Source organism: Faecalibacillus intestinalis, from assembly GCF_003024685.1.
Lineage (GTDB): Bacteria > Bacillota_I > Bacilli_A > Erysipelotrichales > Coprobacillaceae > Faecalibacillus > Faecalibacillus intestinalis.
The window spans coordinates 55,156-78,053 of the sequence record NZ_PYLQ01000006.1 but is presented as its reverse complement, the minus strand read 5'-3'; the positions used below and the strand labels follow the sequence as shown (position 1 = coordinate 78,053).

The 22,898-nt window shown below is 28.1% G+C and carries 25 protein-coding genes; 11 read left to right on the top strand and 14 right to left on the bottom strand.

Features of this window, described 5'->3' with window-relative positions; genetic code table 11:
- Positions 1-73: 73 nt before the first annotated feature.
- Together C7U54_RS06195 and C7U54_RS06190 are read right to left on the bottom strand one after the other, a co-directional pair.
- A complete protein-coding gene (locus C7U54_RS06195) occupies positions 74-1,645 on the bottom strand; it encodes a hypothetical protein (protein ID WP_107029669.1) in 1,572 nt (523 codons plus the stop codon).
- A gap of 1 nt (position 1,646) precedes the next feature.
- Positions 1,647-3,734, bottom strand: coding sequence for an efflux RND transporter permease subunit (locus C7U54_RS06190; RefSeq protein ID WP_107029668.1), 2,088 nt, complete (start codon positions 3,732-3,734; stop codon positions 1,647-1,649).
- A 152-nt stretch (positions 3,735-3,886) separates the two neighbouring features.
- On the opposite strand from C7U54_RS06190, the gene C7U54_RS06185 reads away from it, so the two are divergent.
- Positions 3,887-4,495 carry a TetR/AcrR family transcriptional regulator gene (locus tag C7U54_RS06185; protein WP_022002386.1) on the top strand — a complete coding sequence of 203 codons (609 nt, stop codon included), beginning with the start codon at positions 3,887-3,889 and terminating at the stop codon, positions 4,493-4,495.
- A gap of 20 nt (positions 4,496-4,515) precedes the next feature.
- Here C7U54_RS06185 and dusB read toward each other — a convergent pair whose 3' ends face one another.
- From dusB to C7U54_RS06165, 4 genes are all read right to left on the bottom strand, one after another.
- Positions 4,516-5,490 carry a tRNA dihydrouridine synthase DusB gene (gene dusB / locus C7U54_RS06180; protein ID WP_107029667.1) on the bottom strand — a complete coding sequence of 325 codons (975 nt, stop codon included), beginning with the start codon at positions 5,488-5,490 and terminating at the stop codon, positions 4,516-4,518.
- 143 nt (positions 5,491-5,633) lie between these two features.
- The gene (locus C7U54_RS06175; protein ID WP_107029666.1) at positions 5,634-6,119 is read right to left on the bottom strand and encodes a DUF1307 domain-containing protein; all 486 of its coding nucleotides are present in this window, start codon (positions 6,117-6,119) and stop codon (positions 5,634-5,636) included.
- 87 nt (positions 6,120-6,206) lie between these two features.
- A complete protein-coding gene (locus C7U54_RS06170) occupies positions 6,207-7,361 on the bottom strand; it encodes a tyrosine-type recombinase/integrase (protein ID WP_107029665.1) in 1,155 nt (384 codons plus the stop codon).
- Between the two features lie 62 nt (positions 7,362-7,423).
- Positions 7,424-7,936, bottom strand: a complete 513-nt coding sequence (locus C7U54_RS06165; protein ID WP_107029664.1) for a helix-turn-helix domain-containing protein — start codon at positions 7,934-7,936, stop codon at positions 7,424-7,426.
- 147 nt (positions 7,937-8,083) lie between these two features.
- Between C7U54_RS06165 and C7U54_RS06160 the strand changes: the two genes are divergently transcribed.
- The 10 genes from C7U54_RS06160 (at position 8,084) to C7U54_RS06125 (ending at position 12,967) form a co-directional block, all read left to right on the top strand.
- Complete coding sequence (locus tag C7U54_RS06160) at positions 8,084-8,281, top strand: helix-turn-helix domain-containing protein (protein ID WP_107029663.1); 198 nt, start codon at positions 8,084-8,086, stop codon at positions 8,279-8,281.
- Between the two features lie 154 nt (positions 8,282-8,435).
- Positions 8,436-8,648, top strand: coding sequence for a hypothetical protein (locus C7U54_RS06155; protein ID WP_107029662.1), 213 nt, complete (start codon positions 8,436-8,438; stop codon positions 8,646-8,648).
- Between the two features lie 16 nt (positions 8,649-8,664).
- Complete coding sequence (locus C7U54_RS15145) at positions 8,665-9,093, top strand: helix-turn-helix domain-containing protein (protein WP_241522572.1); 429 nt, start codon at positions 8,665-8,667, stop codon at positions 9,091-9,093.
- Entirely contained in the window at positions 9,093-9,482 is a 390-nt protein-coding gene (locus C7U54_RS06145; protein ID WP_107029661.1) for a hypothetical protein, read from the top strand. The genes C7U54_RS15145 and C7U54_RS06145 overlap by 1 nt, the downstream gene beginning before the upstream one ends.
- 52 nt (positions 9,483-9,534) lie before the next feature.
- Entirely contained in the window at positions 9,535-10,737 is a 1,203-nt protein-coding gene (locus C7U54_RS06140; RefSeq protein ID WP_107029660.1) for an AAA family ATPase, read from the top strand.
- Between the two features lie 389 nt (positions 10,738-11,126).
- Positions 11,127-11,276 carry a hypothetical protein gene (locus C7U54_RS14570; RefSeq protein ID WP_155522448.1) on the top strand — a complete coding sequence of 50 codons (150 nt, stop codon included), beginning with the start codon at positions 11,127-11,129 and terminating at the stop codon, positions 11,274-11,276.
- A 149-nt stretch (positions 11,277-11,425) separates the two neighbouring features.
- On the top strand, positions 11,426-11,626 hold the full coding sequence (locus tag C7U54_RS14565; protein WP_155522447.1) for a hypothetical protein: 201 nt from the start codon (positions 11,426-11,428) through the stop codon (positions 11,624-11,626).
- A 15-nt stretch (positions 11,627-11,641) separates the two neighbouring features.
- Positions 11,642-11,842 carry a hypothetical protein gene (locus C7U54_RS06135; RefSeq protein WP_107029659.1) on the top strand — a complete coding sequence of 67 codons (201 nt, stop codon included), beginning with the start codon at positions 11,642-11,644 and terminating at the stop codon, positions 11,840-11,842.
- Positions 11,843-12,096: 254 nt separating this feature from the next.
- On the top strand, positions 12,097-12,456 hold the full coding sequence (locus C7U54_RS06130) for a hypothetical protein (RefSeq protein ID WP_107029658.1): 360 nt from the start codon (positions 12,097-12,099) through the stop codon (positions 12,454-12,456).
- Between the two features lie 154 nt (positions 12,457-12,610).
- Positions 12,611-12,967, top strand: coding sequence for a hypothetical protein (locus tag C7U54_RS06125; RefSeq protein ID WP_107029657.1), 357 nt, complete (start codon positions 12,611-12,613; stop codon positions 12,965-12,967).
- Between the two features lie 365 nt (positions 12,968-13,332).
- Here the strand turns inward: C7U54_RS06125 and hslO are convergent, their stop codons facing one another.
- The 8 genes from hslO to prfA all read right to left on the bottom strand — a co-directional run bounded on the left by hslO (position 13,333) and on the right by prfA (position 22,852).
- The gene (gene hslO, locus C7U54_RS06120; protein WP_022002389.1) at positions 13,333-14,202 is read right to left on the bottom strand and encodes an Hsp33 family molecular chaperone HslO; all 870 of its coding nucleotides are present in this window, start codon (positions 14,200-14,202) and stop codon (positions 13,333-13,335) included.
- A gap of 135 nt (positions 14,203-14,337) precedes the next feature.
- Positions 14,338-16,287: an ATP-dependent zinc metalloprotease FtsH gene (gene ftsH, locus C7U54_RS06115; protein ID WP_107029656.1), complete on the bottom strand. Its 1,950-nt coding sequence runs from the start codon at positions 16,285-16,287 to the stop codon at positions 14,338-14,340.
- Positions 16,288-16,299: 12 nt separating this feature from the next.
- On the bottom strand, positions 16,300-16,833 hold the full coding sequence (gene hpt, locus C7U54_RS14695) for a hypoxanthine phosphoribosyltransferase (RefSeq protein ID WP_022002391.1): 534 nt from the start codon (positions 16,831-16,833) through the stop codon (positions 16,300-16,302).
- Positions 16,834-16,843: 10 nt separating this feature from the next.
- The gene (gene tilS / locus C7U54_RS06110; protein WP_162297494.1) at positions 16,844-18,088 is read right to left on the bottom strand and encodes a tRNA lysidine(34) synthetase TilS; all 1,245 of its coding nucleotides are present in this window, start codon (positions 18,086-18,088) and stop codon (positions 16,844-16,846) included.
- Positions 18,089-18,117: 29 nt separating this feature from the next.
- Positions 18,118-20,298, bottom strand: coding sequence for a SpoIIE family protein phosphatase (locus C7U54_RS06105; protein ID WP_107029655.1), 2,181 nt, complete (start codon positions 20,296-20,298; stop codon positions 18,118-18,120).
- 121 nt (positions 20,299-20,419) lie between these two features.
- Positions 20,420-20,917, bottom strand: a complete 498-nt coding sequence (locus C7U54_RS06100; protein WP_107029654.1) for a GNAT family N-acetyltransferase — start codon at positions 20,915-20,917, stop codon at positions 20,420-20,422.
- Position 20,918: 1 nt separating this feature from the next.
- Positions 20,919-21,776, bottom strand: a complete 858-nt coding sequence (gene prmC / locus C7U54_RS06095; protein ID WP_032091181.1) for a peptide chain release factor N(5)-glutamine methyltransferase — start codon at positions 21,774-21,776, stop codon at positions 20,919-20,921.
- Entirely contained in the window at positions 21,776-22,852 is a 1,077-nt protein-coding gene (prfA, locus tag C7U54_RS06090; RefSeq protein WP_022002396.1) for a peptide chain release factor 1, read from the bottom strand. The genes prmC and prfA overlap by 1 nt, the downstream gene beginning before the upstream one ends.
- Positions 22,853-22,898 lie beyond the last annotated feature (46 nt).

Sequence of the window (22,898 nt, the reverse complement as noted above, 5' to 3'; positions counted from 1 at the left end):
TAATAATAAAATATTGTTTTATCTTCAAACCTTTTATCTTAATTTGTAAAAAAATAGAATTGGAAATCCAATTCTATTTCTTAGATTTTGAATCAATAATCATGATAAATTTAGTTTTAGCTTCTACACCATCTTTACTATCTGCAAATGTTTTATAATCATTAGCTAAATCAACAAGTTTTTGTGTTGTATCTACATCTTTTTTCACTGTATCATTTAAAACACTAGAAATCTTATCTAAACCTTTACTTTTAAATAAAGTTAAACCATCAACTAAAGCATCACTACCTTGAGCTAATTGATTTGATGCCGTTTTTAATTGACTACTTGCTTGTACTAAAGTATCAGATCCATCACTTAATGAAGATAATCCTTCACTTAATTGTTTAGAACCATCAACAGCTCTCTTAGCTCCTTCTTTTAATTGAGCAACTCCATCTGTATAACTTTGTAATCCTTGATAGAATTTGTTATATGAATCTAATTGTGCTAAAGCTGTTTTGATTGATGGTTGATTTTCTGCTGGTAATTTTGCCATTAAACCATTTAAAACTGTTTGATAATTATCAATTGTTAATTCAATAGACATTCCTGTAGTAGCCAATTGATTATTAATTTGTGTTTGTGTTGTTGTTAATAATGTATTAAATACTTGTTTTGCTCCTGCAACTAAAGTTGCACTTTTTCCATCTAAAGTGACTAAACCATTATATAATGTTTCAATACCTGTTGTTAATTTTTGTGATCCTACAAGAGCAGAAGCTGCACCTGTTTTTAAAGATCCTACACCTTGATCAAATTCACTATATTTAGAAGCATATTGTTTTAAGCCTGATTGTAATGTTTGCCCACCAGCAATAATTTGATCAAATGATGAATTTAATGTATCTACACTATCATAAACATCATTTAAATCATCAAAATTAATATCTGTTTCAGATAATAATGATGGTGTTGCTACTGACATTAAACTATTTAATTTAAATTTAGTTGTATCATATTTAATAGTTACAGAGTTTAATTTTTCTAATTCTTCATTATTATCATAATTTTTAGATAATCCAGGGGCAGCAACTGCCATAATAATATTAGAAGAACCATTACTAATAACCTTGCCATTTGTTACTTCAATATTAGAATCTGTTTTTGTTGGTAACATTGTTCCTGTTGTAACAACAAAAGGAACATAAAGTTCTTTACCATCAACAGTTTGTTTTTCATTATTTGTATAATCAATTTGAATTTCTACTTTACCCTTTTTACCAAGCATATCTTTTAACTTCATTTTCTTACCATCCAATTTATAAGTTACTTTCATTGAAACAGGTAATGAATTTGTTGTTTTACCTTGGTAATAAATATCTTGTCCATCTGTTGTTTGCCATACCAAACTAGAACCATCTTGTTTAAATGTTTCTTTACCATTAACATTTTTAATATTTTTTAATGATGATTGATCATCTAATGATGTTTCATTTTGATCATTGATAAGATGTTCAGAGACAACAGTTGTCTTTTCTGTACCATTAGTTTTTAATTTACTATAAACTGTTTCTTCTTTTGAATAGGCAAAGGCAGGAACAATTGAGCTCATGACCATTGTCATTACAACTGCTGAAGATGTGATTAATTTTGCTTTTTTCATGTTAACATTCTCCTTTATTTTTTAATTGTTTAAAACCGATAGAAGTATGAATAATTACTTTATCAAATACAAGTAAAATTGCTGGTATAACACAAATAACAATAAACATTGAAATAAGTGCTCCTCTAGACATTAAATTACATAATGATGCAATCATATTCAATTTAGAAATCATTCCTACTCCAAATGTTGCTGCAAAGAATGACATTCCAGAAACAAAGATTGAACCTGCAGAATTACTAATTGCATTATCCATTGCTTTAATCTTATCAATACCATTTTTTCTATTTTCCAAATATTTCGTTGTAAGTAAAATAGCATAATCAATTGTTGCTCCAAGTTGAATTGTTCCAATAACAATAGAGGCAACAAATGGTAAAACATCACCTGTGTAATAACTGATTGCCATATTGATAAAGATAGCAAGTTCAATTCCAGAAACTAACAATACTGGAAGTGAAACTGATTTTAAAACAAATAACATAATGATAAAAATAATTCCTATAGATGCAATACTTACATTTCTAAAGTCTTCATCTGCTATATTAACCAAATCCTTCATGCATGGACCTTCCCCTGCCATTATAGCATTTTTATCATATTTTTTGATAATATGATCTATCTTATCAATGACTTTATTTAATTTATTGGTTGCAATTTCTTCTGTTGAATTGACAAATATCATTTTATAACGATTACTTTCAAAGATATCTTTAACATCATCAGGTATCATTTCATCAGGAATAGCTAAGTCAGATAACTGTGATGGTGATAAAACAAGATTAACAGATTCAACATTTTCTATTTCATCAACCATTTGATTTAAATCATTATCTTTAATACCTTTATCTACTAAAATAACTTGCGAAGCAACTAAATCAAATTCATCACTTAATTCACTATTAGCCACACAACTCTTTAAATCCTGTGGTAAATCTTTTGTTAGATTGTAATAACTTTTAACATGTGCATTTCCATAATAAGCTGGATAAGCAATAACTAATGCGACTAATAAAATAATTTTATAATGTTTAATTACAAAATTTTTAATTACATTAAATGATGGAATAATTGGTTTATGTTTTGTCTTAAAGACAAGTTTATCAAATACTAATAAAAATGCTGGGAAGATCGTAACTGTTGAAAGAACACCAATAAAGACACCTTTAGCCATAACAATTCCAATATCTGAACCTAATGTAAGTTGCATTGTACATAAAGCTAAAAATCCAGCAATCGTTGTAAGTGAACTTCCAGCAATAGAAACAAGTGTATCTCCAATAGCAAGTGTCATCGCTTCATTATTTGTTTTAACTCTTGTTTTTGCTTGTTCATATTTATGATATAAGAAAATTGAAAAGTCTGTTGTAACTCCTAATTGTAAAACAGCAGCAATTGCCTTTGTAATATATGAAATTTGACCTAAGAAAATATTAGATCCCATATTATAAAGAATTGCTAGTCCGATGTTTCCTAATAATAGAAATGGAACAACATAACTATCTAACGATGCCATTAAAACAATTAAAACTAAAATAACAGCGACAATAACATAAGTAATAATTTCACTATCAGCAACAATACTTGTATCTAATGTAGATGCTGACATTCCTCCTATTTTAACGACCTCTTCACTTGTAATTTCTCTCATTTGAGTAATTGCATCGATCGCAATTGTACTATCTTTAAATGTTACCAACATGAGTTCGCTGTTTCCTTTTTTATACTGCTTTGTCACATCACTTGGTAACATTTCTTGAGGTATTGTTGTTCCTATTAAATCATTTGCGGAAATAACTTTAACAACACCATCTATTTTTTTATACTTCTCTTCTAAGTTTAAGATATCTTTAGAAGACATATTTTCTACAACACATATCGCAAAAGATCCCATATCAAAATCTTTAGCTAGTATATCTTGTCCTTTCATTGTATCAATGTCTTCTGGTAAATAAACAAGAATATCATAATTAATATCAGTATTGATATATCCAAATAAAGATGGAATACAAAGAATAACTGATGCAATCACGATAAGTATCTTGTGTTTAACAACAAATTTACCAATGATTTCTCCTAGCTTTTTCATAGTTCTCCTCCTAAATGACCTTTGGTCATAAATGATACTAGCACTAAAATGACCATCGGTCAATATATAAATGACTAAAAGTCACTTTTTTAATTAATTCATTGACATTTTTAATTCTTCACCCTAAAATAAATGCTAAAGGGAGTGTTTTTATGGCAATTAAAGAGATAAAATCAAAAATAAATGATAATAAACAAGAAAAAGAACGTAAACTGCTTAATACTGCACTTCATTTATTTTCAGAAAAAGGAATTAAAAAAACTTCTATTCAAGATATTGTTAAAGATGCAGGTATTGCTAAAGGAACTTTTTATTTATATTTTAAAGATAAATACGAACTTCAAGATGTTTTATTAGCTAAAACATCTCATGAATTATTTTCCAAAGCATGTAAGGAAGCTACTCAACAACAATTTGATCGTTTAGATGATAAGATTGTTTTTATTATAGATTCTATTATTAATGAATTAATTGTTAGACCTAACATTCTTAAGTTTATTCAAAAGAACTTATCTTTAGGACTATATAGTGAAAAATTAACTGATTTATTAGATAGTGAAGAATTAGGAATCAAGGAATTATTTGTAAATGAAGTAAAAGAAAAGGATATTCCTTTAGAATATCCTGAGATGACTTTATTTATGATTATTGAACTTGTAAGTTCTACAGTTTTTACTTCTATTGTTGAAAGTCATCCACTTCCAATAGAAGAATTTAAACCTCATTTATATAAAACAATACGCTTATTGATTAATGAATAAAAGGATGTCGTGACATCCTTTTATAACGTATCTAAAAATTGTTCATAATCTTTAAGAATTTTTTCTAATTCTTCATACGTATTTACTTTTGAAAGTTCATTTTTAACAGCAGACGAATTTTTTAAACCTTTGATATACCAAGGAGCATGTCCTCTCATTTGTGACATAGCAATTCTTTCAGGTTCAATCGTCATCAACCTTTTAGCATGTGTTAAACACCATGCTATTTTTTCTTTATAAGTTGGTTCAGGTATATCTGTTCCATGTTCTAAACTTTCTACAACTTGTTTAATAAGCCAAGGATTTCCAAGTGCTGCACGACCAATCATAATTGCATCACAGCCTGTCTCTTCAAGCATTCTTCTAGCATCTTCTACACTTCTAATATCACCATTTCCAATAACAGGAATACTAACTGCTTCTTTAACCGCTTTAATAATTGACCAATCAGCATGACCTTCATACATTTGTGAACGTGTTCTACCATGAACAGCAATGGCACTAGCTCCTGCTTTTTCAATTAATTTCGCTACTTCTACCGCATTAATATGTTCCTTATCAAAACCACTTCTAATTTTAACTGTAACAGGTTTACTTACATTTTTAACAATATTACTGACAATATCATAAATTAATTGAGGATTTTGAAGAAGTTTACTTCCAGCATTTGCTTTTAAAACCTTATTCACTGGACATCCACAATTAATATCAATAATATCACAATTAGAATGTTCATCAATAAACTTGGCTGCTTGTACCATACTTTCCACTTCTCCACCAAACAATTGAATACTAACAGGATGCTCTCCTTCATCTACTTGTAACATTTCTATTGTCTTTTGATTTCCATAACAGATTGCCTTATCACTGACCATTTCTGAATATACAAGTCCAGCTCCAAACTCTTTTACAATCTTACGAAATGCCATATTAGTAATTCCAGCCATTGGTGCCATAATGACAGAATTTTTAATTTCTATATCTCTAATTTTCAAATTTTATCTCCTCCTGTATATAATTTAAACATCTGTTCATAATATAAATAGATAACTTATATATTCCCTCTATTTTCCTCCCCTAAATAGATATAAGTTATCTAAATAAGAGTTGATTTCCTTGAAAATAAAGGCATTTGCCTTTATTTTTCTTTACAAGTTAACCCTGCTGATTTTTGGTTTTCTATTGTATCTTTTAAAGATATATAATCAATATCTTTATAACTACCATTTGTACTTACAAGCCCTGCTTCTACTAAATCCTTCATATAATCTTGACTATATTGAATATCTACTTCATAAATAATCTTATTTCCTTCAACCTTTAAAGAAGTTTTAACACCTTTTACGTTCTTATAAAATGTATTACTATTTTTTATATAATCTTTATAATAAGAAATTGGATAACTTTCTGATACATAATCTGTATAATCATAAATTACTTTCGTTTTTGTTTCTTTAACTTTATCATCACTAGATATAACTTCTACTTCTTCATCTGTAATCATATCTAATGTTCCTTTACAAATTGTTGTTTTAGTAAGATGACCTGTTAAATAGAAAACAATTGCACCTAATATAATAATGAGTATAAGTCCTATAATTAATTTCTTTTTCTTGTTTTCCATTTTTTCTCCTTTAAAAAAATCACATTTTTCAGTATGAATACTTTTTTTTATAAAATCTCTCGAAAGCCTTGATATATAAGGCTTTTTTTATGATAGCATTTCTCTAGTTTGAATTTTTGGGGTATTTTTAGGGTAATTTGTATCAAAAACACTATTTAAAGCTTTTATTTTATCCTTTTGGTTAAGGTGTGTGTAAACATTTAATGTTGTATTTATATTACCATGTCTTGCTAGTTCTTGCATAGCTTTAATATCAAGTCCTTTGTTATGTCCATTTGTTATTAAAGTGTGTCTTAACATATGAAAATGGAAACCCTCAATATTTAAAGAGTTCGCTACTCTTTTTGCTTTAGATTGTGCGTTTATTGGGTTGAAATATAAACCTTTTTTATTACATACAACAATTTCATAAGGGTTAACATCAAACCATTTTAATAATATTTCTTTAAGTTCACTCGCTAAAGGATAATTTAGATCATAACTAGATTCAGTTTTTAAAAGTGGTGTGATTGTTATATCTTTTGTTTTAGCGTATCTATTAGCTATTTGTTTAGTAACGCTTATAGTATTGTTGATGAAATCAAAGTCGCTTTTATTTAATGCTAATATTTCACTTTCTCTAAAACCTGTATAATACCCAATACTAATAGCAATAGATAAAGCTTTATCATTGAAAGTGCCTTGATTTAATTTATTTGTTAATGATTGGTAGTCTCCATTTGTGATATAGTTGTTTTTTTCTTTTTTATCTTTTACTTTAGTATTTTTTATAAATTGAATTGGGTTACTTTCAATATATTCATTTTTAATAGCATATTTAAATACAATATTTAACACTCTTTTAATAGCACCGCAAACATGCCAACTTAAATTATCTTCATTTATAAATGCTTGTAAGTCTTTATATTTAAGTGTTATAAGCTTTTCTTTTCCTATAGTATTCTTTATATATTTGCTATAAGTTTGTTTATATTGGCAAATTGTATTATATGCTAACTGTTCACTATCAACCTTTAACCATTCATTAAAGACCATATTTAAAGTACCTTTGTAAATCTTCTTTACTTGTCCATATAATCTTATTTGAGCTTTTATATCTTCCTCATGTTCTTTAGCTTCTTTCTTTGTTAGAAAACCACTTTTAACATATCTTGTTGTTATGCCATTAGTTTTATATCTAAAATCAACTTTAAATGTATATCCATTTTTAGATTTTTTACTTGCTAATTTTAAAATGCTCATTGTTATTCCCTCCTGTTGGTTTTATTGATCGTGTTATACTAGGAGGGGTGATAAATATCATATTATTTTTTTATAATTTCTTTATTCTTTAAATATCTTTCTAGAGTAAATTCTAAATAATCAAAAATATCACTTTCTATCTCAATAAGTTCATCATTGTTTAATGTTTGGTACTCTTTTAATTCACGATTTAAGAAAATATTAAGTCCGTTTGTATCGTTTAAATTTATTGGGTGATTTTGATTTCTTTTAAATAACTCTCCTAATAGTTCATATATAAAGGTTATTTTTCTTTTATTCAATTCTTTATAATACTTTTTTTCTTCATCTTGAATAAAATCATTTCTAAAATCTTCTATTGAAAATGTTCCCCAATTTTCACCAATTATTTCACTCATTGAAACTCCTAGAGCTTTAGCTATTTTTCTAATCGTTTCTAATTTTAGTGTTTTTTTAGATTCATACTGACTTATCATAGGTTCACTAACTTTTAATTTATTTGCTAATTCCTTTTGTGTCAGTCCTTTTTCTTTCCTAATTTTCTTTATGTTTTTTCCTATTGTATTTTCATTCATTTTTTTATCACCTCATACGAAGTATAACACATTACATAAGAAACATAAGTAAAAAGTTATGTTTTTGTCTTTACTTAAGTATATGCTTATGTTAACCTAATAGTAACTTAAGTATTTGCTTAAGTCAAGGGAGCGAGGTGAAATGCAATGAGGCTAGATAGAGTTAAGTTTGTTACTGAACTAACAAAACAAGATTTAACGCTTAAAGAATTAGCTAATTTAAGCGGTGTTAATCGTGTCACATTAAGCAATATCAAATGTGGCAAGTCTTGTCGAAAAGATATTGCTAGTAAAGTAGCAAGAGCTTTAAATGTAGAGCTTAAAGATCTAATTGAAGAAAATTAAAGTTATCGTCATTTTTGACGAAACCAAAAAGAAATGAGGTATAAGAACATGAAATTAACAACAAGAGGACTAGTAACAATTATCGTATTATGTTGTTTTGTTGCTGATTGTTTAGCTATTTTAATTAGATCAATTTAAAAAGAGGTGTAACTTTATGGATATATTAAAAGAACGCTATATAAAACAGTTAGATACACGCTTTAATGAAATTCTTAAATACAAGAATTTACATAGTGATTTTTGGTGTGGTTATTCTCTTGCAATGTTTCATACTGAAATAACCGAAGCATTTAATAAGGGTTTTCTTACAAAAGAAGAAAGCAATTATTTATGTAGGTGTGGAAGTTATGCCTCAATAATTCTATAAGAAAGGAGAAAAAAGTATGACAAAACAAGAAGAATTGATTTTAAAGATCATATCTTTGAGTGAAGAAAGAATGAGATTGTTAAATTCAAATAACAATGATAGTTCTTTAAACTTTGAAAAAATTAATAAGCGCATTAATCAAATACCTTTAGAAGTTGAAAACTTAAAGAAAGAACTATATAGCATGGTTGAAGTTAAAGAAGAAAAAGAAAAAGCTTCATACTTGAATATGCTAACACAAGAAGAAGTGGCCCAAAAGCTAGGTACTACAAAACAACATATATCAGTATTAAGAGAATTAGGGCTAATACAAGCTATTAAAACAGGTAAAGGCTTTATGTTCTCACAAAGGGAAATTGAACGCTTTCAAGAAGTGTATCGTGGCTGTGATGTTTCTAATAAACTTAAAGCTTTAGAAAGTTATAGAAAAAGAGAAAGTAATTAATGAATATTAATGATGTAGAGCGAAACGCAAGGGAAATAGCACGACAAACCATAGAAGAATGTTTACACGCTAAAGATAAAGAACTAGAAGAAAAAGTTTATATTTATGCTCAAACTTCTATACAAATCTTGCTAAAGGAATACATAAAAAAAATACTTTATTATGAAGATCGCATAAACATTATAAAAAATGATATGGATAAACTTTATGATAATTTAATAAACAACAACAATGAAATGACTTCTTATGAACTTACTAGAAGAGGATATAAAGCAATGTGTTATTTAAGTATTTGTTATGTATTAGGTGTTATAGATCATAAAGAAATGATAGATAAAAGAGATACAATAAATATGATTATTCCTAAAGCTTTACAAAATAAAATATAAAGCTCTTTTTCGATTAAAACCTTACACAAATCTAAAAGAAAGGAATAAATAAATGAATAAAGAGCAATTAAGAGAAAGATTAAATAATCTTGCTATGTCATATGATGGTTCAAAAGAAAGTGAGCCATTATTGACACTGTTAGAAAAAGAAAATGCTAAATATGATTTATCTGTTCAATTAGCACATGAAGAACTAACAAAAATGTTACTTATACCTAGAACACCGTTCAGTAAACAAACCGTAGAAACCCCACATATAAAAACATTGAACGAAGTAATTGAAAAGCCTACAGAATGGCTTATAACAAATTACATCCCAAAGAACGAAGTCACTATTTTATGTGGTGATGGTGGAGTTGGTAAAGGGTTTGTAGCTAGTGCTATTGTTAGTGCTATTTCTAGTGGTGAGCAAGTGTTTTTTGAAAGTGAAGAAGAATACTCAAAACAAAGTAGGAAACCTCAAAAAGTGTTATTTATATCTAGTGAAGAAGATATAAGCAAAGTTACTAAAAGAAAAATGCTAAAGCAAGGAACTCTTATACAAAAAAATATTTATGTTTTAGGTGCGGAAAATGAATATACCTATAAAGTGAAAATAGGTTCTAAAGAATTAGAAAAGCTTATACATGATATAAAACCACAATTAGTAATAATTGACCCAATACAAGCATTTTTACCACCTAATACAAATATGAGTGATAAAACAACTATGAGGGATTACATGGGCGGTTTAAAAGCTTTAGCTGTAAAAGAAGATACTACTTTTATTGTTTTAGCTCATACAAACAAAAGAGAAAGCTACGGACGTCAAAGAGTTGGTGATAGTGCGGAAATATGGGACGCTTCAAGAAGTGTATTTATTCTTGGGAGAATTGATGATAATACACGTTATATGTCACAAGAAAAGAATAATTTAGCCAAGACACAACCTACTACACTTTATGAGATATTTGATGGAGAAGTAATATTTAAAGGTATAACCGATAAAAAAGATAAAGATTTTTCTAATGCTAATTTTAGCAAGAGCAAAGGAAACCCAATAGATGAAATAATGTCATTTATTAAACAGGTTTTAAAAGGAAATGAAAATAATCAAATCACTAATAAAGAATTAAAAGAGATCATTGAAAACAACGGATATAGTTCTCGTACTTATGAAAGAGCTAAAAAACAAATGAAAGAAAATAATGACATCACTACAAAAACAACGGGAAAAGGAAAAGAAAGAGAAATGATAATAAGCCTTAATAAATAGAGTTTTTAAATTGTCACACTTATTGTTATTAAATTGTCAAATTTTCAATAAGTGGTAATCTTTGAAAACCTATACAGGGCAAGGGTTTCAAGAGAAAAAACACGTTAAATTGTCAAATTTTCAACTTAGGGCGCTTCTAGGTATGAGCGGTCTAAGTCCAAAATATGGCAATTCAACTTAAAAAATCAAAAAAAACGTTGATTATATCAACACTTTTAATAATTGTCACAACTCTATTTTTTGACAATTTAAAGAGGCTATAGGTGACAATTTAAAAAAAGCGCCAACATCATAAAATATGCTACCAATATATTAAAAAAAACTACCAATACCAACAATAAAAAGAACTCGCTAAAAGTCTAAAATAGAAAGGAAATGTTAAAACATCAATGAAAAAGAACAGACAAAAGAAAGAAATGTTTAAAAAGGCAAGTAATGAAATAATCAAGAATAATAAGAAAGGTTTAGATACTATTGTTATTCAAACACCTAATAATATTTCATTATTCCCATTAAAAGAAACATCAAAAAATAAATAAGTCCATTAAACAAAAAAAGGTATAGAGCAAAATACCCTATACCGATTGAACAAATAAATGGGAAATTTTATTCATTCAAGAGTGTTATAAAAAGCACTACCACATGAATTATAACACTCTCTATATTTAAAAGAAAGAGGTACAATATAATGACTAGACCAATAGACACATTAGAATTGATAAAAAATACCAAAAGAAAAATAAATCCTAATTACAACGCAAAAATAAGAGATATAGACGCTATTTACAGCTCTAGTATAGATAAAATTCAATTAATCTTAAATGCTTTCACTTTTGGCTATGCTCAAGGTGTAAAGGCTCAAAAAAGAAATAAAGCATATAAGAAATAAAAAGGAGTAAGAACAATGGCAAAATTAAACACATTAAGAGCAATAGAAAATGCAAAAGGAAAAATAAATACTAGATATGATCTAACTTATGAAGATATTGAAAAGATAGAAAAGGTAAGTAAAGGACACTTTGATTTAATTTGTAAATTCTTTGTATTTGGATATGTTCAAGGTGCAAAAGCACAAAAGAAAGGGTGTGCTTATATTGGAAAATAAGCTCTAATAAACATTTATAAAACTCATATAAAATAATACCTGTTTTATAAATAACGCTTAAAACTTAAAATAATCTTATTTAAGGGGGACCAAAATGGTACCACCCTTTTTATTAGGTGTCAAAAAATTTACGCCTTATAACATTTAAAACATATTACTATTTGAGTATAATGGTATTGATAAATAGAAAGATTTAAACAGATCATTAAATAACATGAAAAATAAAATCATTAAGAAAGAAAAGAGTGATAAAAATGTCAAATGAATATGCTAGTCTTAAACATGATTTAAAATTGACGTATCTTAATAGCAATGATCAATCAGTTGGTATGTTCCATTTAAATGATTTAGGGCCTTCTTTTGATGGTGACCCTTTGTTTGCATTACAAGTTTCTTTGGCATTAGCAACTATTGAAGCTGAATTGTACCCGACGCTAAATGATGGTGTAAATTATATGTTTTATCAAACATATGAGAATGTTGACCAAATTATTGTTGGTGAGCATGTCAAAACTCAGGAAGAATTAGATGAAATGAAGCGAGATAGGGACTTTGTTTTAAATTCAGGAAAATTAAATTATGAAGATACATTTAGAGATGAAGCCGACAAATAGTCGGTTTTTCTTTTGTTTAAACAACAGTTAAGAAAAGTTAAGTTTATTCTATAATAAGCAAAGGTGATAAAAGGTATTATTTGTTATAATATATATTTATAGCAATCATAAGTATATCTTATACATTTTTTTTGAGGTGGAATAAATATGTCAAATGAAGAGAAAATATATTTTTTTAGAAAGCTATAAAAGGTCAAAAGAGAAATATGAAACATTAAAAAGCGCTTTAGATACTGTTCATAGTATTAGTTATTTTAATTGTAGCAATAAAAATAACAAACCTAATAAAACTATAGTAGATAAAATAAACGAAGTAGACAACGCATATTTAGAGCAATTAGACCAATACATAAAGATAAACGATATTTTATTAAGGAAATACGATCATATTCTTTATTGTAAATATGTGTATTTAATGAGTGATGAAGAAATAGCAAATGATAACGATATGTCTATAAGTGAATTAAGGCAATCTATAAACAGGAGATTAAAAAAGCTTGAGCTAGTATGATTTATAATGCAACTTTTTTTATTGGTTGCATCCCTAAAAGGTTGCACATTATAGAGTTATGGACAAAAAAGGACAAAAGCCATTTTTTAAGGTGTCACTAATTCAATGACACCATACAAATTAATCAGGTCATAATAACTATGGCTCATAGCTAAAAAAACTATTAGCCTAAAATGACTAATAGTTAATTATCCTAGTATAACACTTATTTATTTTTGGGGTAAATTTGGGGTAAAGCTAGATACTATTATATTAAATTGAAACAATAGTATCTTTCTCAAACCCCTTGTAAAATCTACCTTTTTTATTTTGAAATAAATCGTAAAACTCATTTATATATAGTATTTTCATACTTTTCAATGTGATTATAAACGATTAATTAAATTTTGCAATTCTTCTTCACTAAATTGATATTTTGTATTACAGAATTGACATGTAATTTCACAACCATGATCCTCATCAATCATACTTTGAAGTTCTTGTTTTCCAATAGTTGATAAAGCATTGATCATCTTTTCTCTTGAACAATCACAAGTAAAGAATAAATCTTGTCGATCTGTAATTTCAACATCATCAAAAATCATTTTTAAGATTTCTTCTGGTGTTTTTCCTTCATGAATCAATGAAGAAACAGCAGGGAAATCTTTTATTTTTTCTTCAATATAAGAAATATCTTCTTCAGTAGCTTCTGGTAATAATTGAATAATAAAACCACCTGAAGATAAGATTTCATTTGTTTCATCAACTAAAACACCTACAGAAACAACTGATGGAGTTTGTTCACTTGCCATGAAATAATAAGAAAAATCATCACCAATTTCACCTGTTTGAAGTGGTACTGTTCCACAGAAGGGTTCTTTTAACCCCATATCTCTAATCACTTGTAACGTTCCTTGTGTTCCAACAGCCACACCTACTGCTAAATGTCCAGTATCATTATAAGTATAATGAACATGTGGATCACCTACAAAACCTTTAATATGTCCATCACCACGCGTAACAGCCATCATCGTACCAATTGGTCCTCCACCATTAATTGTGACAGTCATTTTTTCATTGTTTTTATTCATTGCAGCCATCATAAGAGTAGCTGACATCATTCTTCCAAGAGCAGCAGATGCTGTTGGCCATAAATCATGTTCTTGTCTTGCTTTTTCTAATAAATTCGTTGTTTGGCAGGCAAACACACGACAATTTTTACTATTGACTAATCCTCTTACTAAATAATCTTTCATTTTTCTTTTCTATAAAAAGAACACGGAAGAAAATATCGGAATAATCATGCTTAAAGCGATTAAGATGATTACAATTCTCTTTGTTCGTGTACTCATATTTATCCCCTTTCTAAATGAAAAAAAGCGAAATTCGCTTTATTTCATTTCATCTAATAAATCATCTTGATCATCAATTGATGGTTTTTCTTCTTTAACTTCTTGAACAGGTTCTTCAGTTAAAGTTCCATCATGATGTTCTAACATTTTACCTGTATTGTATAAAGATTCAATATCTTCACCAGATAATGTTTCATGTTCAAGTAATGCTTCTGCAATACAAATAAGTTTTTCTTTATTTTGTTCAATAATATTTGTTGCTTCTTGATAACAAGCATCAATAATTTTTCGTACTTGAACATCAATTTCATAAGCAATTTGTCCTGAATGTGTATTACTTCTTTGTGTATAATCTCTACCTAAGAAAACTTGTCCATTTTCAGAATCATATTGAATAGGTCCAAGTTCAGACATACCTAATTCAGTAACCATCATTCTCGCAATTCGAGTTGCTTGTTCAATATCGTTGTGTGCTCCTGAACTTACATCTCCAAAGAAGACTTCTTCAGCCACACGTCCACCCATATATCCTGAAATAGTTGCTTTTAATTGACTCTTAGTTTGGAAATATGTTTCTTCTTTAGGTGTCATTAAGTTATAACCACCTGCTTGTCCACGAGGAACAATTGTAACTTTTTGTACTTTATTGGCATCTTCTAAAGTTAAACCTATTAAAGCATGTCCTGCTTCATGGTAAGCCACTAAGCGTCTTTCTCTTTCTGTATATTTACGTGATTTCTTAGCAGGTCCACCCATAACACGGTCCACCGCTTCATCAATATCAGCCATTGTAATTAAATCATGATTTTGTCTTACAGCAAGTAAGGCAGCTTCATTTAAAACGTTTGAAAGTTCAGCCCCAGAGAACCCTGGTGTACGTTGAGCGATGTTATCAAAATTAACATCTGGTGCAAAACGTTTATTTCTTGCATGAACTTTTAAGATTTGACTACGTGCACGTTTATCTGGATTAGCTACTTGGATTTGTCTATCGAAACGACCTGGTCTAAGTAAAGCTGGATCTAAGACATCTGCACGGTTTGTAGCTGCTAAAACGATAATTCCTTCATTTCCAGAGAAACCATCCATTTCAACTAATAATTGGTTAAGTGTTTGTTCACGTTCATCGTGTCCTCCACCCATACCAGTACCTCTTTGACGACCAACTGCATCAATTTCGTCAATGAAGATAATACATGGTGCTGTTTGTTTTGCTTTTTTGAACATGTCCCTTACACGTCCAGCCCCAACACCAACGAACATTTCTACGAATTCAGAACCTGAAATTGAGTAGAATGGAACGTTTGCTTCACCTGCTACTGCTCTAGCAAGTAATGTTTTCCCTGTACCTGGTGGACCTACAAGTAAAACACCACGTGGGATCTTAGCACCCATATCAGCAAATTTCTTTGGTGTTTTTAAGAAGTCAACTAACTCTTTAACTTCTTCTTTTTCTTCATCCATTCCAGCAACATCACTAAAATGTGTTTTAGAATTTTTTTCTAGTTTAGCTCTTGAATTACCAAATTCAAAGGCTTTATTATTACCACCAGCAGTATTTGACATCATCTTCAAGAAGAAGAACATTCCTCCAAATAAGATCAAGTATGGTAATAAGCTTACAATGAAGTTCAATAATTGATTTCTTTCAGCATCATTGACAACATTGATTTTTGTACCATTTTCATCTAACAAGCTAATTAAAGAATCTAATTCTGTTTCTGTTCTTGGAATAACAACAGAGAATTTAGTATCTTCTTTTTTACCATTGCTTGCTTTTTTAGAATATGTTCCACTCACATCAATGACTAATGATTTAGGAACGATTTCTACATCTTTTACTTTTTCTTTTTGAACTATCTCTATAAACTTATCATATCTAATTTCTGACGATTCACTTTGATTAAAGAAAGGAATTGCCACAGAAATAACCATCAGTACAATAAGCCATGGTAGGATAGACTTCAACAATCCTTTTTTATTTCCCATAAAATCTCCTAACTATTTTTTATAACAATCTTCTTTTAAAATACCTATATAAGGTAATTGACGATAACGTTCATTAAAATCAAGACCATATCCTACAACAAAGGCATTAGGAATTTTAAATCCTGAATAATCAGCTTTCATATCAAAAACACGACCTTCTTCTTTATCTAATAAAGTCACGATTTTAACACTCTTAGCATGTCTTTTTTCTAACATTTCTTTAACGTTATATAAAGTCTTTCCAGTATCTAAAATATCTTCTACAATTAAAACATTCTTACCACGAATATCTTCTTTAATATCTTGTCTAACAACTAATGTTTTAGATTCAACACCACTATAACTACTTACTGACATAAAGTCGAACTTAACATCACTTTTTAAATGTTTAGCAAGTTCTGCCATAAATGGAACTGAACCTTTTAATAAACCAACTAATAAAATTTCTTGACCAGCATAATCTTGATCAATTTGTTTTGCTAATTCATCACATTTAGCCTTAATTTCTTCTTCTGTATATAATATTTCTTTTATATCCTTGTGCATACCTTACACCTCACTTACATGTGTCATATTTTATCACAAAAACATTTGGTTTTGTATATAAATACTTGATATTTTTGGCGATATGTGGGATCAAAATGATCTCACCATGGCAATTTTCAACGATTGGCCATATTTTACGCTCATCTCTAGGAATTTTACGATCTATAAATAGCCTAGAGACCTTTTTTGTTCCTCCAGATGTTTTGATTGTATCACCATTTTTAAAACATCTTATAACTATTGGAAAGTCTTCTTTTGAAAGAAAAACACCATCGTGAAGATGTCCTTGATCTGTTAAAAAATAATGTAATTGTTGATCTTTATAAAAAGATTCATACTTTACATAATAAGTATCGTCAATTTCTTTTTTTCTAACGGCTATATTATTATACTTTTTTATGAACACAAAATTAACAGGTAATGATATTTCAATATTTGGTTTTTGTGAATGGATTTGTTTAATAATTTCTTGTACTAAGTTTTCTGTTATAAGTGGTGGATAGATCTCTTTTTTTAACATATAATAAATGATTTGATCTAATGATTCTGTTGGTAACTTATCTAAATACAAGAAATGATTTTGATCATATTCTTGATAAATTTGTTGGAGTTTTGCTTGTTGTTTTTTGTATTGTTGATTATGTTTACTTGCCTTTTCTAATAATTCTTGTTCATTATATTTTTTAAGATCGATATGTCTTACATGATTACGTGTATAACGTGTATCATAGTTTGTATAGTCTTCATGATATTCAAGATGATTTTTAGTACAATAATCTATAAGTTGTTGTTTTTTTAACTTTAATAAGGGTCTTACAACATGCATATTTTTAACATAAGATTGTTCTTTTATACCCAAATATCCCTTTGTATTATGTCTTTGTAATTGCATCACGATCGTTTCTAAATGATCATTTAAATGATGCCCTAAAATAATCGTATCAATTCCATTTAAATCACCTATTTCTTTATAAAAAGCATATCTTTTTTCTCTTGCTAACATTTCAAAATTACCTTTTTGATATTCTTTTTTATCTCCTTGTCTTACATAAAAAGGAAGATGATGATTTTGACAATAACTACGTACGAGATTTTCATCAAGATCACTATCTTCTCTAAAATGATAATTATAATGTACAACAATGACATTGTATGCTTTTTTAACTAACATATCTAATAAAGCCATCGAATCGACGCCACCTGATACTCCTACAAGATATTTTCTATTTTTATCTAATAAACTTTCATCTAACATAATCTCACCGCTTGTATTATAGCATATCTCTAATTTCTATTGACCACTTTAATAACAATAATACTCATATCATCTAGATCTTTCTTTTGAAAAGATTTTTGAAAAAGAAAGGAAACAATTTCATAAACTGACATCTTTTCAATTTCTTCTTGATATTTTTTTAATAAATCAAAGAAATGTTCTCCTACTCCATCACTTGTAAGAATCAATATATCATTTTCTTTGATTTTCATATCATAAGAAACCATCTTCATTGTAGAAGCCATTCCTACTGGTAAAGAATGTGAATGTAAAACATCTATTTGATGATTTCTTATTAAATAACTTTCATAAGCTCCATATTTAATTACTTTTAATCTTGAATTCATTAAATTAAAATCAAATAAATCTAATGTCGTATACATATCTCCTTGATTCTTTATCTTTAATAACGTATTTAAAGTATTCAATGTATCTCTTAATTGAATGCCATTTTTAAGCAATTGACTTAAAACATCCAATGTTAACTTACTTTCCTTATAAGCAATATAACCTTGTCCCATACCATCAGATAAAGCCACATAATGATGTTCATCTAAACCAAAAGTAAGAATACTATCTCCACATTGTTGATCTAAAGCATACTGTTTTTTCGCAAGTTGTAATGTATATTTAAGTTCATGTTTTAATAAAATTGAAGTGTAACCTATTTGAAGATGTTGCTTTTTAATAGAGACAAGATCTAATGATTCATTTAAATAATTTTCTAAAATAGGAATAAGTTCTTCTGTTACAGTTTTTTCATCTATATCTTCTATTCCTATTTCTAACATATAATTTTCATAATCTTTTTTTATTTTCTTTAAATAATACACTTCAAAATGATACGCTTTTAAATGTTCTAAGATTTTCTTTTCATTATCTTGTTCGTCTATCTTTTTAGAAAAGTTTTGAAAAACATGACCCATGATTGAAAACTCTTGAAATAAATCTTTTTTTAAATGATCATGTGCATGATTAACTTTTAACATCTTAAAATAACCTTTTTGATGATTCTTTAAACTCTTTAAATAATCATCCGGCTTTAAACAATGTTGATAAATATAATTATAATCATCTACCTCTAAATCTTTTTGAATTCCCTTAGAAATCAACTTACCTAAACGACTCATTCCTTCTTGACTATAAAAACAATATTTTTTAGAAGAACAATGATGACACACATCCTCATAAACATATCCCACATATTCAGATAAATGGGTTTCTTGATTTTCTTCTTTAAAAACTTCTGTGAGTTGATGAAATAAAGATGCAAAAGCATCTGCTTTACTTTTAAGTTGTTCTTGATAACTTATTTCTATAAATTCTGGATTGATCTTTATTTTTTTATTTTTAAATTGTGGAGAAATCATAAATAAAAAAACTGGAACAAGAATCACAAAAGCATAATAGAAGTAATTGTAATTAATAAAAAATGGTAGTGTAATATGTGATAATAAGAAAATAGATATGAATAGATATTTGTTTTTAGGTTGCATCAAAAAAAAGAAACTCATTGGTAATATTAAGGATAAGACATCATCTTTTAATGATGGAGCTATCAGCATTAAAAGAATAGAAAGATATAAAATAATAGGCATGACTTTTTCAATTGATAGATAATAAATAGAAATCAATAAGAAATATCTTAAAAAAATCATTGTATATGTTGTATTAAAAGAAATAAAGCTAATAAATAATGTACATACCACAACAATTAATGCTTGTAATCTTTTTATATTTAAAACATTTTTATTTTGATGAATAATTAAAGGAATAATTTCTTGATCAAGATAACAATTAAACAACGTTAACATGACAAGAACTGTTGTTTGTAAGATGTTGTAATGATTCGCATAAAAAAATGGAATCAAAATTGCTGTTATAATAAAAGAAATATACTTTGTTTTTAATAGATGTGTAAAGTTAAGAAGATAAATGGTCAGTAATAATGTAATGATGACAACAATTGTAAATGTATCTTGATTAATAATCGATATTCCTATAATCGCTGTTAAAAAGCATGTAAGATACAGATATCCACTATAAAACGATACAATAAATAAAGGTAATAAAAAAGGTAAGGCTGTTTCTTGTATTTTAGCATAGCTTAAAATAATGGTACTAAAAAATATAATGATTGGTAAAATATAATGCACGTGTTTTTGTTTATTGACGATAACTAAATCCATTTTATTTCCACCTCGTAATCATTATATAGAGTTTATTTTAAATATTTTGTCACTAAAAAAAGACATCTTTAAATTGGTGCCTTTTATTTTGAATTATCCATTTAACTCATTTTGATAAAATCTATTTATTTAACATTTTACGATAAAGTACATCTTGGTAAAACCAAGATTTATGGATTTTATCGAATCCATTTCTTTCTAATAGTTTAATTGATTTTATATTATCTTCATATACATGACATAAACATATTTTAAAAGAATATGTTTCATGCATTGCCTTAAATACACTCTTTAATGCTTCACTTGCATATCCTTTAGACCAGTAAACACTATCTAAAGTATATCCTAAAGTAAAAGTTGTATGCCCATCTATTTCAATAAAAATATCTCCAATAAGCTGATTGTTTTCTTTTAAATAAAGACCAAATTGGTAGTTACCAATTTGTCCATGAAATGGATGCTTTTGACAATATTCAATACGGTTAATAGCCTTATTTAAAGGATATTCATCCCATGATTGATACATTGCAACTTCTTCTTTATCACGATATTCACTAAAACGTTTGGCATCATCTAATGTAAGTGGCTTGATTATGAGTCTTTCTGTTTCTATATTCATATTATTTTAAATTATAATAGATAAATAACATTCTATCTTTTCCATTAATGTCTTTAATAATTTCAAAAGGGTAATCTCCAAAGAATTCTTTGATTGCTGTTTCCATCAATTCTCTTTGATCAAATCCCATTTCAAAAGCTAATAAAGCTCGATCATTTAATAAAGGTTTTACTTCTTTAAAAATCTTACGATAGAAATAAAGACCATCATTTCCTCCAAATAATGCTACATGAGGTTCATTGTCTTTAACCATTGCTTCAATATCTTGATCATTAGGAATATAAGGTGGATTAGAAACAAAGATATCTACTTTTTCATGTGTATCTAATAAAGGTTGTAACATATCTCCATTTCTAAATTCAACATTCGCCCCTAATGTTTTCGCATTATCTTGAGCAACAACTAAAGCTTCTTTAGAAATATCTGTCGCAATGACTTTTAAACGTGGTTCTTCTAAAGCAAGAGTAATCGCAATAGCACCACTTCCTGTCCCTACATCACATAAATGAATTTCTTTATAATCATTAAAGTAATCATCAATACGATATAAGATGTTTTCTACCAATTCTTCTGTTTCATAACGAGGAATCAATACATCTTCATTCACTTTAAAGTCTCTACCAAAGAAACTTTCACAACCTTTAATATATTGAATAGGTTTCCCTTGATAATATTCTTCCATTCCAGCAAGAAAAGCTTTTTCTAATTCAGGTTCCACTTCTTCATTCATCATTAAATAAAGCTCATGTGGTTCTTTTTTAGCAAGATGATAAAATAAGACTTTTGCGACATTGACATCTTTATGTTCATCATCCAATTTACTTTCGGCTTCTTTAATTAATTCTCTAACTGTTTTCATTATTTTTGTCCTTCTAATTTAAGACGTTGATCTTCATTGATTAATGCTGTAATAATATCATCTAATTTACCTTCAATAATACGATCTAATTGTTGAATTGTAAGTCCAATACGATGATCTGTTACACGGTTTTGAGGATAGTTATAAGTTCTGATCTTTTCAGCACGATCTCCAGTACCAACTTTCGATTTTCTTTCACTATCAATTGCTTCTGTTTGTTGAGATTGGAAGTAATCATAAACACGTGCTACTAAAGCTTTCATTGCTTTATCACGGTTATCATGTTGAGAACGTCCATCTTGGCTTGTTGCCACAATTCCTGTTGGTAAGTGAGTAATACGAACAGCTGAATCTGTTTTATTGATATGTTGTCCTCCGGCACCACTTGCACGATAAGTATCAATTCTTAAATCACTTTTATTAATTTGTACATCAACTTCTTCCATTTCTGGCATAACTAATACTGTTGCAGTTGAAGTATGCACACGTCCTTGTGTTTCAGTCTTAGGAACACGTTGAACACGGTGTGATCCAGATTCATATTTTAATTTACCATAAACACCATCACCAATCACATTGAATGAAATAAGTGAGAAACCACCAGCTTCAGATTCTTCAGCTTCCATAACTTCTACTTTCCATCCTTGGCTTTCAGCATATTTTACATACATTCTATATAAATCACCTGCAAAGATATTTCCTTCATCTCCACCAGCAGCTCCACGGATTTCCATGATAACGTTTTTATTATCATTTGGATCTTTAGGAATTAATTCTAATTCTAATTTTTTAATAATATCTGGCATTCTTTCTTCTAATTCATCTAATTCCATTTTTGCCATTTCTTTAATTTCAGGATCATTTTCCTTCATTAATTCTTTAGCACCATCAATACCATCTTTTACTTCTTTATATTCTTGAAACAAATCATAAGCAGCTTGTAAAGAAGCTTGTTCTTTTGTAACATCTGTCATTTTTTTAATATCAGTACCAATATCTGGATCCATTAACATATGACCTAATTCTTCATATCTATTTTCCATAGATACTAATCTATCTAACATACTTTCATTCATAGCTTTTTACCTCCATTAAATTTTTTATACTCATAGCACAATAATA